Annotated in this window: 14 protein-coding genes; 5 read left to right on the forward strand and 9 right to left on the reverse strand. The window is 76.7% G+C overall.

Annotated elements, in window-relative coordinates:
- Nucleotides 1–35: 35 nt before the first annotated feature.
- Entirely contained in the window at nucleotides 36–764 is a 729-nt protein-coding gene (locus D7294_RS08745) for a hypothetical protein (protein WP_241562207.1), read from the reverse strand.
- Nucleotides 765–952: 188 nt separating this feature from the next.
- Between D7294_RS08745 and D7294_RS08750 the strand changes: the two genes are divergently transcribed.
- Complete coding sequence (locus tag D7294_RS08750) at nucleotides 953–1495, forward strand: DUF1707 SHOCT-like domain-containing protein (RefSeq protein WP_120677342.1); 543 nt, start codon at nucleotides 953–955, stop codon at nucleotides 1493–1495.
- A 150-nt stretch (nucleotides 1496–1645) separates the two neighbouring features.
- Here D7294_RS08750 and D7294_RS08755 read toward each other — a convergent pair whose 3' ends face one another.
- Both D7294_RS08755 and D7294_RS08760 read right to left on the reverse strand, forming a co-directional pair.
- Nucleotides 1646–2311 (reverse strand): class I SAM-dependent DNA methyltransferase, encoded by a 666-nt coding sequence (locus D7294_RS08755; protein ID WP_120677344.1) that lies wholly within the window; start codon nucleotides 2309–2311, stop codon nucleotides 1646–1648.
- 83 nt (nucleotides 2312–2394) lie between these two features.
- Nucleotides 2395–3072: a CGNR zinc finger domain-containing protein gene (locus D7294_RS08760; RefSeq protein WP_120677346.1), complete on the reverse strand. Its 678-nt coding sequence runs from the start codon at nucleotides 3070–3072 to the stop codon at nucleotides 2395–2397.
- Nucleotides 3073–3093: 21 nt separating this feature from the next.
- On the opposite strand from D7294_RS08760, the gene D7294_RS08765 reads away from it, so the two are divergent.
- On the forward strand, nucleotides 3094–3546 hold the full coding sequence (locus D7294_RS08765; RefSeq protein WP_120677348.1) for a VOC family protein: 453 nt from the start codon (nucleotides 3094–3096) through the stop codon (nucleotides 3544–3546).
- 18 nt (nucleotides 3547–3564) lie between these two features.
- Here D7294_RS08765 and D7294_RS08770 read toward each other — a convergent pair whose 3' ends face one another.
- A complete protein-coding gene (locus D7294_RS08770; protein WP_120677350.1) occupies nucleotides 3565–3942 on the reverse strand; it encodes a DUF2255 family protein in 378 nt (125 codons plus the stop codon).
- 276 nt (nucleotides 3943–4218) lie between these two features.
- On the opposite strand from D7294_RS08770, the gene D7294_RS08775 reads away from it, so the two are divergent.
- The 3 genes from D7294_RS08775 (at nucleotide 4219) to D7294_RS08785 (ending at nucleotide 7167) form a co-directional block, all read left to right on the forward strand.
- Nucleotides 4219–5013, forward strand: coding sequence for an MBL fold metallo-hydrolase (locus D7294_RS08775; RefSeq protein WP_120677352.1), 795 nt, complete (start codon nucleotides 4219–4221; stop codon nucleotides 5011–5013).
- A 157-nt stretch (nucleotides 5014–5170) separates the two neighbouring features.
- Complete coding sequence (locus tag D7294_RS08780; RefSeq protein WP_120677354.1) at nucleotides 5171–6808, forward strand: protein kinase family protein; 1638 nt, start codon at nucleotides 5171–5173, stop codon at nucleotides 6806–6808.
- Nucleotides 6805–7167 carry a DUF2335 domain-containing protein gene (locus D7294_RS08785; RefSeq protein ID WP_120677356.1) on the forward strand — a complete coding sequence of 121 codons (363 nt, stop codon included), beginning with the start codon at nucleotides 6805–6807 and terminating at the stop codon, nucleotides 7165–7167. Before D7294_RS08780 ends, D7294_RS08785 begins: the two co-directional genes overlap by 4 nt.
- A 39-nt stretch (nucleotides 7168–7206) precedes the next feature.
- Here the strand turns inward: D7294_RS08785 and D7294_RS08790 are convergent, their stop codons facing one another.
- From D7294_RS08790 to D7294_RS08810, 5 genes are all read right to left on the reverse strand, one after another.
- Entirely contained in the window at nucleotides 7207–8211 is a 1005-nt protein-coding gene (locus tag D7294_RS08790) for a phosphotransferase family protein (RefSeq protein ID WP_241562208.1), read from the reverse strand.
- 75 nt (nucleotides 8212–8286) lie between these two features.
- Nucleotides 8287–9276, reverse strand: coding sequence for a class I SAM-dependent methyltransferase (locus D7294_RS32995; protein WP_241562209.1), 990 nt, complete (start codon nucleotides 9274–9276; stop codon nucleotides 8287–8289).
- 101 nt (nucleotides 9277–9377) lie between these two features.
- Nucleotides 9378–10607, reverse strand: coding sequence for an aminotransferase class V-fold PLP-dependent enzyme (locus tag D7294_RS08800; RefSeq protein WP_120677358.1), 1230 nt, complete (start codon nucleotides 10605–10607; stop codon nucleotides 9378–9380).
- Between the two features lie 10 nt (nucleotides 10608–10617).
- On the reverse strand, nucleotides 10618–11937 hold the full coding sequence (locus D7294_RS08805) for a pyridoxal-phosphate dependent enzyme (RefSeq protein ID WP_120677360.1): 1320 nt from the start codon (nucleotides 11935–11937) through the stop codon (nucleotides 10618–10620).
- The gene (locus D7294_RS08810) at nucleotides 11934–13496 is read right to left on the reverse strand and encodes a type III PLP-dependent enzyme domain-containing protein (RefSeq protein WP_120677888.1); all 1563 of its coding nucleotides are present in this window, start codon (nucleotides 13494–13496) and stop codon (nucleotides 11934–11936) included. Before D7294_RS08810 ends, D7294_RS08805 begins: the two co-directional genes overlap by 4 nt.
- Nucleotides 13497–13529: the final 33 nt, after the last annotated feature.

Consider the following 13529-nt stretch of genomic DNA (forward strand, 5'->3'; position numbering starts at 1 on the left):
GGTGACCGGGCGCCGGCGCGCGCCGGGGGCGGCGGTCAGGCGTGCCGCAGCCAGACGCGGAGCGGGCCGAGCGTGGCGAATCCGCAGGCGAGCGCCTCGTGGAGGGCGTCCCCCTGCTCGTAGCCCACGAGGGGGAGGCCGGGGAAGTGACGGGCGGCGGCGGCGACCGTGGCGGACCACACGGCGGCGGGATCGGTGCCGCCGGACGCGAAGAGGTTGGAGACGCCGACCACCCCCGCGCCGCGGTTCAGCGCGGCGCCGCCCGCGAGTTCCTCCCCGCCGTGGCGGTCGTGGAAGGCGAGCAGCAGCACCGCGGGGTCCGCGAGCAGCGCCGGGCGGAAGACGTCCGGGGGCCGCTCGCCGCCGTGCCACGCCCGCTGCCAGTCGCACAGCCCGGCGGCCGTGGACACCGGCCGGGCGCGCAGCGCCGGGGAGGCGGGGGCGGCGAGCCCCGCCCGCCGGTGTATCCAGCGGGCGGCGAACAACTCGGCGAAGCCGTGCGGGGCGAGATCGAGCGCGGCGAAGCTGTCCTTGACCGCGTACGCGCGCGAGGAGGCGCCCAGGCGGGGCAGCAGGTCGGCGGGGGCCGCGTCCCGGCGGAGGGTGACGGCGTCGGGGAAGTACGCAGGCGGGCGGCGGGCGGACGACCAGGCCCGCGGGCCGAAGGTGCCCCCGATGTGGTGGGAGCGGCAGACCGCGGCACACCAGTCGGCGTTGTTGCGGGCCGCGGCGCGCACCCAAGCCGCCGTCTCCTTCGGGGTCACCGCGACAGGCTCGCAGCCCGCCACCCGAGCCGCACCTCCTTTTCCGGCTTTTCCGGCCGCGCCCGGCGCACTCCGCCGCGTGCCTCGCCGGGTCCGCCGCGTGCCTCGCCGGGTCCGCCGCGTGCCTCGCCGGGTCCGCCGCGTGCCTCGCCGGGTCCGCACCGGCGCCGCGGCACTAGAGTGAAGAGGTGAGCACCCTGCCGGAAGACCCGCCCGCCCGGATGGCCGAGGACGACCGCGACGCGGCCGTGCGGCGCGTGCAGGAGGCGTACAGCGAAGGGCACCTCTCGCACGAGGAGATGGACGAACGCCTCCATCAGGTGCTCACCGCGAAGACGCGGCAGGAGCTCGCGCGGGCCCTGTCCACCCTCCCCGAGGAGCCTGGGGGCGCCACCTCCACGATCGCCGCCCTCAGCGGGCGCATCCGGCGCGGCGGCGCCTGGCGGGTGCCGCGCACCCTCAAGGTGGTGTCCGCCTTCGGCAGGCCGCACCTGGACCTGTCCCGGGCGGTGTTCGAGCACCCGGCGGTCGACATCGAGCTGCAACTCGGCACCGGCCGGGCCAGGATCGTCGTGCCCCGCGACGCGACCGTCGACATCGAGGACCTGCGCACCGTGTGGAAGGCGCCGCGCTACCGCCCCGGGCGCCGCGCCCGCTCCGGCGGCCCGCGGATCAGGATCTTCGGGACCATGGGCATGGGGCGGCTGACGATCCGGCACGCCCGCCGCTGAGGCCCCGCCCGCGCCTCGGGAACGCTCCCCGCTCCCGTGACGGGCCGGACCCGGGCGGCCCCGGCCCGTATGCCCCCGGAGCGGGCGGGCGCGGACCCGGCAACTCCCGGACGGAAGAGGGTCGTTGACCCGGCCCGCACCGGGGAGGGGCTACGCGCCTCTGCGCATCAGCAGATGGCCGCGGCGGAACCGTTCCCCCTCGCACGGCTCGCGCAGCATCCGGCCGATCTCGGCGAATCCGGCCTCGCCCGCCAGCGCCGCGAGCTCGTCGATCGGCCACCGGTAGGCCGCCGTCACCTTGTGGTCGAACTCCGTGACGGGCCCGCCCTCCGACTCGAAGAAGGCGAGCAGGAGGTGGCCGCCGGGCGCGAGGACCCGCCGGAACTCGGCGAAGTACGTGGGCAGTTCCTTCGGCGGGGCGTGGATGACCGAGTACCAGGACACGATGCCCACCAGCTCTCCCCCGGCCAGGTCGAGGGCGTCCATGGAGCCGACCGTGAACCGCAGATCCGGGTACGCCTCCCGGGCCAGCCGGATCATCACCGGCGAGAGGTCGACGCCGAAGACGTCGAGCCCGAGGTCGCGCAGGTGCGCGGTCACCGGACCCGGGCCGCACCCCAGCTCCGCGACGGGACCTGCGCCGCGCGTGAGTTCGGCGAAGGCGGCGAGCACCGCGCGATCCAGGGGGAAGGTGGCGAGATCGTCGCGGGGGAGTTCGGCGTAGACGGTGGCGATGGCGTCGTAGGCGTCGGCGGTGGTGCGCAGGTGGGCGGCATCGTGCGCGGAGCGGCGCGCGGGCGTGGAAGGTTCGGTCACAGGCGAGGACCCTAGAGCATCCGTCCGCGCGCGGCGGCCGAGGCCGTCCCCGCGCACCCCGCCGGGCCCCGCGGCCGGGGCGCTCAGCCCTCCGGGGACCGGCGGGCCCGCAGCGCCCGCACCTTGTGGCGGTTGCCGCAGTGCTCCATGGAGCACCAGCGGCGGCGGCCGGGGCGCGAGGTGTCCACGTAGAGCAGGTGGCAGTCCTCGGCGGCGCAGACGCGGACGCGGTGCCCGTACGGCCCGCTCAGCAGCTCGACGGCGTCGCGGGCCACGGTGGCGAGCAGCTGCGTGCCGTCGGGGGTCCCGGCCCACCGCCGCGTGCCGGAGGGGCCGAGGGCGGGGGCCAGCGCGGGCCGGGCGGCGGCCTCGTTGACGGCCGCCACGTCCCCGGGCGGATGGGGCTCGCCGCGGACGTGGGCGAGGACCACCCGGCACAGCGCGTCGCGCACCCGCCGGGCCTGCGCCACCTCGTCCGGCGAGATCCGCAGTTCCGGCGTCGGGGACAGCCGGGACCGGCCCGCCCAGGCGGCGAGGTCGCCGGGGTGGTGCAGGACCTCGTACCGGCGGAACGGGCCGGGGCCGCCGGTGGTCAGCAGCTCCAGGCACAGCGCGCCCGGGTCGAACCGGTAGGCGGCGCCGGTGTGGGAGCGCAGCACGAGGCCCCGGTGCGCGGCGCCCGGGTCTGCGGGGTCCCCGTTCGCCGGGTCCCCGTTCGCGGGCTCCCCGTCGGCGGGGTCGCTGTTTGCGGAGGAGGGCATGTAACCATTATAAGTAGTTACATGGCACTGAGGTGGAAGCTGGTCATCGACAGCGCGAACGCGCCCGCCCTCGCGGACTTCTGGGCCGCGGCCCTGGAGTACGAGGTGGAGGACCCGAGCGCCCTCGTGGAGCGCCTGCTGGCGGGCGGGCAGCTCGGCGAGGAGGCGGTCCTCGTCCACCGGGGCCGCAGGACCTTCCGCGGCTACGCGGCGATCCGCCACCCCGAGGACCCGTTCGACGAGGTCAGCGGCATCGGCCGCGGCAGGCGGCTCCTCTTCCAGGAGGTGCCGGAGGGCAAGTCGGGCAAGAACCGCCTGCACCTCGACGTCCACGGCGAACCGGGCGGCCTGGAGGAGCTGGTGACCCGGCTGGAGAGCCTGGGGGCGACCCGCGTCCGCGAGGTCGACAAGGGTCCCGCGGGCCACTGGTGGCTGATGCGGGACCCGGAGGGCAACGAGTTCTGCGCCACGTAGGCCCGGCCGGGCCCCGGCTCAGCGCGGGCTGAGCCTGAGGGTGGTCGCCCGGGCCGGCTCCGCCACCATGGGGTCCACGTAAGTGGCGCTGTAGCGGCCGTACTTGGCGCGGTAGGCGGCGTCCAGGCGGTCGTTCAGCTCCGGGTCGGTCGCGGCGGTGAAGGCCACGTCCCTGGTGACGCCCCCGGCCTGCACCCGTCCCGCGCCCCCCGCCTTCGCGGTGCGCCACCAGACCCCGTCGGGCCCCCGGTAGGAGCGCACGTACAGGTCCGCTCCGTCGCGCACCACCCAGATCGGGGTCGGCTCCCGCAGGCTCCCGTCCGCGCGCCGCGGCTGCACGCGCAGCTCGTCGGCCTCCGCGATCGGGGTGAGTTCCTCGTTGCTCCAGGACGTCATCGTGCGCTCCTTCGCGGGTGGGTGCCCGGCAGGTCCCGCCGCCGGTGCGGGGGCGCCGCCCGGGCGGGGTGGTGACCGTGCGGTCATGCTCGCACGCCCTCCGTGCGCGGGCGGGCCCCGCGCGGCGGGAGCGGGGGCGTGCCCCGGCCGGGTCACCCGGTGGGCCGCGGCCCCGGCCTCGCGGGTGACCCCCGGGCGTGGGGGCCCGGCGGCCGGCGGCGATGATGGGCGCGCCACAGGGCGCGGGAAGAGGGCAGGGAAGGGGAGGGCGGAGCCGTGGAGATACGACTGCTCGGCACGGGCTCGGGCGACGGCTGGCCCAACCCCTGGTGCACCTGCCGCTCCTGCACCTGGGCCCGCGCGACGCCCGGGGCGGCCCGCGGGCAGACCAGCGTCCTGGTGGACGGCACCCTCCTCCTCGACACCGGAAGCGCCAGGCGCGCCACCGTGCCCCTGGACACGGTGCGGACCGTGCTGTTCACGCACGCCCACCCCGACCACGCCGATCCGCAGCCCCTGCTGTGGCGGCAGGCCAGGGCGGCCCGCGAGGGCGGGCTGCCCCCGCTGGAGATCGCCGGCCCGCCCGCGGCCCTCGACCTGTGCCGCGACTGGGTGGCCCCGGACGACCCGGTCACCTGGACGCCGCTGCGCGCGGGCGACCAGGCCCGACTCGCCAGCGGCCACCGGGTGCGCGCCCTGCCGGCCAGGCACTGGCCACAGGACCCGCACGTCGGCCCCGCCCTGCTCTACGACGTGGACGCCACCCTGTTCGCCGCCTGGGACACCGGCGCCCCCCTGCCGGAGGCCGAGCACCCCACCTACGAGTTCGTGCTGCTCGACTGCAACAACGGCTTCCTGCCGCCCTATCCGGAACACCACAACCTGGCGGACTTCGCCGCCACCCTCGCTGACCTGCGCGCCCGCGGGGCGATCGGCCCGCACACCCGCGTGGTCGCCGTCTCGCTCAGCTGCGCCAACCCTCCCGGGCCCGAACTCGACGCCCACCTGTCCCGGCTCGGCGCCGAGGCGCCGCCGGACGGCACCCTCCTGGTGTCCCGGCGCGCCGGCTGAGGCCGCCCCAGGGCCCTGCCCCGGCCCGCGCCGCCCCGGCCGGCGCGGGCGGCAACCGGCGTGCGGGCGAAGCCGGTTGGCATGACCGCGCGGCGGCGGCGCGGTAGCCTGGCGGACACGGCACGCGATCAGGGCGTCGTCGCCCCGGGGGACTCCGATGGAACCGCTCGACCCGCAGGACCCACGCCACCTCGGCCCCTACCCCCTGCTGGGCAGGCTGGGCGGCCGGGGCGCCTACCTGGGGCGCACCCGGGACGGCCGGCTGGTCCGGCTCCTCACGCCAGACCGGGCCGCGGGCTTGGGGCCCGCCGGCGACTCGCGAGGAGCGGCGCGAAGGATCGACGCGCTCCGGCGGGTGCGAAGCCGGTGGATCGTCCCGGTCCTGGGCGCCGACCCGGCGGCGGAGGTCCCCTGGGTCGCCACCGCGTACGTCTCCGCGCCCAGCCTGGCGGACGCCCTGCGGCTGACCGGGCCGCTTCCCGCGGACCTGGTGCGCCGGCTGGCGCACGCGCTGGCCGGCGCGCTGGCCGACGTGCACCGGGCGGGCCACGTGTGGCGGGACCTCACGCCGGCCGGCGTGCTCCTGACGGCGGAAGGGCCCCTGCTGGACGGGGCCCCGACGCCTCACCCGGCGCGGCCCCCCGCGGACCCGGCCGTGGCGCGGGACCGGAACCCGGACCGGGAACCGGACCAGGACCAGGATGGGAACCGCGAACCGGACGGGGGCGCCGAGGCGGAGAGGGGCGCGGGAACGGAGGGGGAGGCGGACCGAGGGACCGACCCGGAGGCGGAGTTCGCCGCGGGCCTCGCCGTTCCCGAGGAGCTTTCCGGCCGGCCGCAGGGCCCTTCCGCCGACCTCTTCCGGCTCGGCCTGCTGCTCGCCTTCGCCGCCACCGGAGTGCTGCCCGCCGGCGGGCCAGGCCGGGGTCCCGCCGACGACGCCCGCCGGCTCCCGGCGGCTGAGGTGCCGGGGCTCGGCGGCCTGCCGGACCGGCTGGAGGCGCTGATCCGGCGCTGCCTGGCCGCCGACCCCGCCGCCAGGCCCACGGCCGCCGAGGTGGCGCGGGAGACCGCGCCCGAGCCGGGCGCGGAGCCGTGGCCGCGGGACTTCCTCGACGCCCTCGACGCGCGCCTGCGCCCGTCCGTCTCCCCGCCCGGGTACCCCGCCGGCATTCCCTCTCCGCCGTTCGCCGCGGACGAGGGCCCGCACGACTTCGGCGACGCGGTCCGCCCGCCCCTGCCCGCGGCCTCCGACAGCCGGGCCCAGCAGCCGGCCGGCGCCTACGCCCTCGGGGAACCGGCCGCCCTGCCCTACGCCTTCGACGTCGGCCGGCGGCCCTTCGCCCTGCTCCCCGGGCAGGACGGGGAGCCGCTCGTCCTGCCCCGCGCGGCCCGGCAGGTGCTGGCGGCGGTCGTGGGGGGCACGCTGCTGGTGGCGGCCGTCCTGGCGCTGCCCGAGGCGCACGGCTGGTGGTGGCCCGCCCTTCTCGCCGCCGTCTGGGCCTGCGGCACCTGGTGGGGCATCTCCGCGGCGCGGCGCCCCACCTGGGCCGGGACCCGGCGGCAGGCCGCCGCGCCCGCCGCCCCCGCCGGGGCGGGCCGGGGGCGGGCGTTCCTGCACGGGCTGACCGACCTGGCCTCCTTCGCCCTGCCCAACGAGGCGGCGCCGGGGCGGGAGGGAAGCGTGGAGGCGATGCTGGCGGCGGCCTACGACCGGCTGGGACCCCCGCCGCCGTCCGCGCCGGGCGGCGGCCCGGGTGAGGGCGGCGCAGGCCGGGACGGAGCCGCCCGATGAGCGAGCCCATGCCCTTCCCGGAACCGCCCGCGCCCGAGCCCCCGGCGCAGCCGGGCGGCTGGCAGGACCTCCCGGTGGCCGAGCAGATCGCCTCCTGGGAACGGGCCGTCCCCGGCAGCGCCGAGCGGATGCTGCGCCAGATCGAGGCCGAGTACGAGCACCGCCGCTGGCTCGACCGCGTCGAGATCCGCTTCCGGATCGCCGGGGCGGTGCTCGCGGCCTTCGGCGTCACCGGGCTGCTGTGGACCGCGAAGTACCTCGTCGACCAGGGCGAGCCGGTCGCCGGGGCCGGGCTGCTCGGCAGCGGCGTCGTCGCCCTGTCCGGCCTGGTGATGGCCCGCGACCGGAGCCGGCGGTGAAACGGGCCCGCCGCCGCCCGGCGCCCGCCCGGCCCGCGGTCAGGGCCTGAGGCCGAACTCGCCCAGCAGCTTGGCCAGTTGTGCCTTCGCGAACTCGTACTGGGCGGGGTCGGTGTGGCCCCGGTACACCGTCTCGATGACCATGATCAGCATCAGGTGCACGGTGTAGAGGCGGCGCCGCTCCCGTTCCGTGGCGGTCAGCGGGCCCTTGCCGTAGCCGCGCATGAAGCTGCGCGCGTCGCCCGGCAGCACGTCGGAGGCGGCGCCGGTGAAGCCCGCCTCGAACAGCGGGTCGCCGTACAGGGCGCGTTCGTGGTCGATGAGGCTCACCAGGGAGCCGTCGCGGACCATCACGTTGGGGTCCCACAGGTCCCACTCGACGAAAACCGGCTCGGTCACCTCCTCCAGGCAGTCCCCGCGCTCCGCGAAGAGGGCGCGCACCGCGTCGTAGTCCCAGCCGATGTCGACCCGGCGGCGCTCCCCGTCGCGCAGCACGTCCTCGACCATGGCGCAGAACACCTCGCGCCACCGGTCCCCGCGGGGCGGGCCGCCGAGCAGCGGGCCGAAGCGCTCGCCCTTGATCCCGTTGAGCACCCGGTTGGCCGCGCCGACCGCCTCCTGGCAGGAGGCGTACTCCTCCGGCGAGAGGGAGTCGCGCACCAGGCCCAGGTTGTCGGCGTCGACGTACTGCATGAAGAACCAGTCGGCGTCGCACAGTTCGTGGCTGCCGTCGTGGAAGTGGACGGCGGGCACCGGGACCGCGGTCTGCTCGCGGATCAGCCGCAGCGCCGCGAGTTCGGTGGCCATGGCCGCGCGCTCGTAGGTCATCACCTCGACCCCGGCGGGCGGCGCTATCTTCAGCACCGCCCGCTCGCCGTCGCGCAGGCGGATCAGGTAGGCGACGTTGAACCAGCCGTTGCCGAGCTCCTGGTACCAGCCCTCGCCCGCGGGCACGCGCTCGGCCCCGTAGGCGCGCGCGGCCATCGCGCGCAGGACTTCGGCCGGTTGACGGTTCTTGGTGATGCTCTCGGTCACTGCTCCCACGGGGCCTCCTCGGTGCCTGGCCGCGGCGCACCGTTTCCCGTCCGGGCGCGCCCCCCTACCGTAACGGCGCCCAGGTCAGCGGAGGGCGACGAGGACGTGGCTGTCGCCGAACTGCCAGACCGGGCTGACGTGGTCGAAGCCGGCCTCGCGCAGCAGCGCCACGTGCCGGGACAGGGTGAGGCCGTTGTTGCCGACGGCCGAGCCGGCCGCCCGGCGCCGCTCGCGCTCGGCGAACAGCCCGGTCAGCTCCGGGTCCCCGGCGATCGCGCGCCACCACGACTCCCAGGAATCCCAGGGCTCGCGGGAATCCCCCGACTCGCCTGACGCCCACGACTCGCCGGAGGCCCGGGGCTCGTGCGGCTCGGCCGGCTCCCCGAACCAGCCCTGCCCGCCCGCCCGTTGCGGCCCGCCGGAGCGCGTGCCCTGCCCGTCCCCCCGCTCGGCCGGGCCCCGCCGCCGTTCCCCGGGACCCACGCGGCCCCGCCGCCGGGAGCCGCGCCCGCCGGGCCCGCCCCCCGCCGGCTCGCGCTCGCGCAGCCGCTGGGCCCGGCGGCGGCCCACGTGCCAGGTCACCGCCGAGGTGGGGGCCGCGTCCTGGAACAGGTGGTCGGCGTTGACCAGGACCCCGCCCGGCCGCAGCAGCGCCGCGAGTTCCCGGTAGGTGCGCAGCAGGGCCGGTTCCGGCAGGTAGTGCAGCGCCGTGGTGGCGACCGCGGCGTCGGGGGCGCGGCGCAGGCCAAGCGCCTCGATCCAGCCGTCCTCGCCGATGACGGCCTCCACGTACCGGGCGGCGCGTGCCCGGTGCGCGCGGGCGAGCGCCAGGAGCAGCGGGTCCATGTCCACGCCGACGATCTCGGCGCGGGGCAGCCGCCGCGCCAGCCGCGCGGCCAGGGACCCAGGGCCGCAGCCCAGGTCGAGGACCAGCGGGCGGCGCTGCCGCGCCGTCACATGCTCGACCACGTCGGCGATCACGGTGAACCGCTCCTCGCGGTCGATGGCGTAACGCTGCTGCTGGCGCTCCCAGCGCTCCACCCACAGCCGGGCCCTCGCGGTGCTCACACCCATGGGGACCTGCCCCTTCTTCTGCGCATACGTCCCGAACGTCCCGCGCGCGCCGCGCCGGGGCGCGCGGGACACCCCTTTTGGAAATGGTTTCCATAAGCGGTTCATCGCAGTGTAGCGAGGACGGCCAGGAGCCGGTCCACCTCCCCCGGGGTGTTGTAGACGTGCAGACTCACCCGCACCGAGCCCTCCCGCTCGTCCACCCCCGCCTGGCACAGGCTGTCCGCCCGCACCATGAAGCCGTGGCTGTAGAGGATGAAGCCCAGGTCGTCCGAGCCGATGTCGCGGTGCCTGAAGGTGACGATCCCCACCCGGCGCTGCACGGCCGAGTCCGCCGCGAGGCTGAGCCCGCAGCCGAGCACCTCGTACGGCGCCAGCCGCCTGAGCCCCTCGGTCAGCCGCGCGGCCAGGGCCGTCGTCCAGCGGCTCACCCGGCGCACGCCCGCCGCCTCCAGCCAGTCCAGGGCCGCGCCCAGGCTGACGATCCCGGCCGTGTTCTGGGTGCCGCTCCAGCCGCCGGGGCGGAACACCGGCCCCCGCGCGTTCCGCGCCCACACCGCGCCGGAGCCGGGCAGCGCCAGCGCCTTGTGCCCCGAGAACACCACGAAGTCCACGTCGAGTTCGGCCACGGAGAGCGGCAGGTGGCCGATGCCCTGCGCGGCGTCCAGGCAGATCGGCACCCGCGGGCCGACCACCTCCCTGATCCGGTGGACGTTCATGTCGCCGCCGTACACGTGGTGGACGTGGGTCGCGGCGACGAACCGGGTGCGCGCGCCCACCATCCGGGCCAGCGCCGCCGGGTCGTAGTCACCCGAGGACGCCTGGCAGGGCAGCGGCCTGAGCCGGACGTGCCGGCCCTCGCGGGCGAGCAGGTCCACGGTCTCCCGCCAGGGCACGAGGTTCGCCTGATGGTCCCCGAAGGGCACCACGATCTCGTCCCCGTCCCGCAGCAGCCCGGGCAGCCAGTCGCGGGCGACGGCGCGCAGCCCCTCGGTGGCCCCGCTGACGAAGTGCACGCCGGAACGCCCGGGGTCCGGGTCGCCGAGGAACCGCCGCAGCCGGTCCGCGGTGCGCCCCACCAGCGCGGTCGTCTCATTGGCCCAGGGGTAACTCCCGCGGCCGGCATTGGCGTTGGTGGTCGTCAGGTACCGCTGCACGGCGTCGAGCACCTGGCGCGGCTTCTGCGAGGTCGCCGCGCTGTCCAGGTAGGCCAGGCTCTCGTCGGCGGTGATCTGCGGGAACTGCGCGCGCAGGGCCTCCTGCCAGGGCCGCAGCTCCACCAGGTCGGCGGCGTCCCCAGGGAGGCGGCGCGGGCGCGTGGCGTGCTCGGTCATCGCGGCCGCCTCAGTCCCGCACCAGGGGGGCGCCCGCGTCCCGCCAGGCGATGACGCCCCCGGCCAGGCTGCGGACCCTCTCGTGGCCCATCCGCCGCAGCAGCGCCGCGTACCTGGCGGACTTCTCGCCGACCGGGCAGGCCAGCAGCACCGGCCGGCTGCGGCCGAACGGCAGCCCGCCGCGCAGCAGTTCCCCGAACAACTCGTCCACGATGTTGACCGATCCCGCGATGTGCAGGGCGGCGAACGCGTGCGGGCCCCGCAGGTCCACCACCAGCGGCCGCTCGCGCGCGATCCACTCCCGCGCCCCGGCCACGTCCACGCTGGGCGCGGTGCGGATCTCCTCCTCGCTCAGCGCCTCCCGCGAGTGCGCCGCGGGACGGCCGCCGAGCAGCTCGGGGCGCCGCTGCCTGACGTAGCTCAGGTAGCTCTCCACCCGGTCGCAGACGATGAACACCGCGGTGACCCGCCCCGTGTGGCCCGCCTCCACGGCGCGCAGGTGGCGGACGGCCCCCAGGTAGGCGGCGCCGCTGGTGGGGCCCGCGAGCAGCCCGCACCTGCGCAGCAGCGTGAGCATCCCGTCGATCGCCTCCTGGGAGGTGACCGACTCGACCGCGTCGTAGGCGGCCGGGTCGAACAGGCCGACCTCGCGGACCTCGTCGAGCGTGCGGATGCCGGGGATGAAGTCCGACTTGTCGGCGACCAGGCCCACCACCCGCACCTCGGGGTCCGCCGCCCGCAGCACCCTGGCCACCCCCGTCGAGGAGCCCGCGGTGCCGACGCAGGCGACGAAGTAGTCGGGGGCCCGCCCGCCCAGGTCCTTGAGTATCTCCGGCCCGGTCCCCGTCAGGTGGGCCTCGGTGTTGAGCGGGTTGAAGTACTGGTCGGTGTGCAGGTACGCGCCGCCCTCCTCGGTGAGGTGCCGGTGGAAGAGCGTCAGCGGGTCCTCGGTGTCCGAGGGGTCGAGGCACTCGCTGCGGCCCGGGAGTTCCTCGATCTCGGCGCCCAGCAGGAGCAGCAGCTCCTTGATCTCCGGCACCCGCATCCGGTTGGTGACGCTCTTGAAGGTGAGGCCGTGCAGCCCGGCGAGCGTCGCCAGGGCCTTCGCCGTGTTGCCGCTCGACAGCTCGACCAGCTGGGCGCCGCGCTCCCTGGCCTGCGCCAGCCGGTCTCTCGTCATGTGCCAGGCCGCCCGGTCCTTGACCGAGCCGAAGGGGTTGAGCATCTCCAGCTTCGCGTACAGGTCCACGTGCGCCAGGCCGTGCACGGCCGGATCGATGCGCACCAGCGGGGTGTTGCCGATCGCCTCTGTGATGCTGTCGTACTTCATGCGTCCCTTTCCGATGCCGGGCCCGCCCCCACCGGACGCGCCGTCCGCCCCGCCTCCCCGGCGCCCGCCGCGCCTGGCGGCTCCCCGTCGGCGCCCTCGCCGGCCGGCTCCGCCGCGAGGGGCCAGTACCGCTCGTCCAGGCACCACCGCCAGGAGCCGCCGGAGCGGAAGACGGCGATCTTCCTGGCGCGCGGCTGCAGGGAGGCGTCGTGGGCCTGGAAGTCCATGCAGTAGCCGGCGGTGTTGGCGAAGCACAGCAGCTCGCCCGGCCGCGGCAGCCGCGGCAGGAACACCTTCCTGCGGGTGATCAGGTCGGCCTCCAGGCACAGGTTGCCCGCCAGGTAGACCCCGGCGGCCTCCCCACCGCCGGCCCGCACGGGCCCCTCCCGGCCCACCAGCAGCGGGTCCACGAGGATGCCGTGGTCCTCCAAACTCGCGTCGGCCGCGTTCATCGCCAGCCGCACCAGGTGCTCGTTCGCCTCCGTCTGGCGCACCTCCACGACCCTCGCCAGGGTGGCGCCGCACTGGTCGAGCAGCGCGCGCCCCGGCTCCGCGTACAGCCGGCACAGGTGGTCGAGCAGCAGCGAGGCCAGCGGCCCGCCCAGCGCCGGGGCCGGGCGCGAGAGCAACTCGTCCAGGTAGGCGGCCCCCGCCGGGCGCCGGTGCGCCGGGTACAGCGCGAGCGCCCCGCGCAGCACGCCCCCCTCGGCGCGCAGCCCGTAGCCGTGCCCGCGCCAGGTCAGGGCGGGGCCGGTGCCGAGCACGGCGTTCGTCAGCGCCGTCGTCCAGCGCTCCCACTCGGCGCCCTCCGCCAGGTAGCAGACCCCGAAGCCGCCGCCCACGTCGATCGCCTCGGGGTGCAGCCCTCTGGCGTGGCAGGCGGTCAGGGCCGCGAGGCAGCCCTCGAGGGCCAGCGCCTTCTCGGCCGGCCCCGTGGTGTCCAGGTGGTAGGCAAGGCCCGTCAACTCCAGGGCGCCGCGCTCCCGTTCCAGCACGTCGAGCAGCGCCTCCAGCTCGCCGGCCGGGGTGCCGAAGCGGCTGCGCTGCGAGAGCACCCGGACGCCGGGGGCCGGGAAGTCCCTCAGCCGCAGCAGCACCCGGACCCTGGGCAGGCCGAAGCGGCGCACCAGCGCGGCCAGCGCCGTCAGCTCGCCCGGCCCGTCCGCGCTGACGGCCGCCCCGGAACGGGCCGCGAGCCACAGGAACTCCTCGTCCTTCGGCCCCGTGGCCAGGAGCCGGTCCCCGGTGAACCCGGCCCCGAGCGCGTGCCGCAGCTCCCCGAGCGAGGCGGCGTCGAGGCCGGCGTCCGTGGCGGCCAGCCGCCGCACCAGGGCGCTGGAACGGTTCGCCTTGTGCGCGTAGTAGACCTGCCCGTCGAGGCGGTGGCGGCGGAAGATGGCGCGGAAGTCCGCCAGGTTCGCGGCGAGGCGCTCGGGGAGCAGCAGGTTCAGCGGCGAGCCGAGGGCGTCCACCAGCGAGTGCAGGAACGATCCGTCGTCGAGCAGTGAGCGAAGTGGCGGTTCGAGTCTGGGCCTGAGATACAAGGGCGCACCCACCAGACGTTCTTCCCTCCCGTTCCCCTCCCGCGAACA

Origin of the sequence: Streptomyces hoynatensis, from assembly GCF_003626535.1 — a bacterium.
In the GTDB taxonomy this organism is placed as follows: domain Bacteria; phylum Actinomycetota; class Actinomycetes; order Streptomycetales; family Streptomycetaceae; genus Streptomyces; species Streptomyces hoynatensis.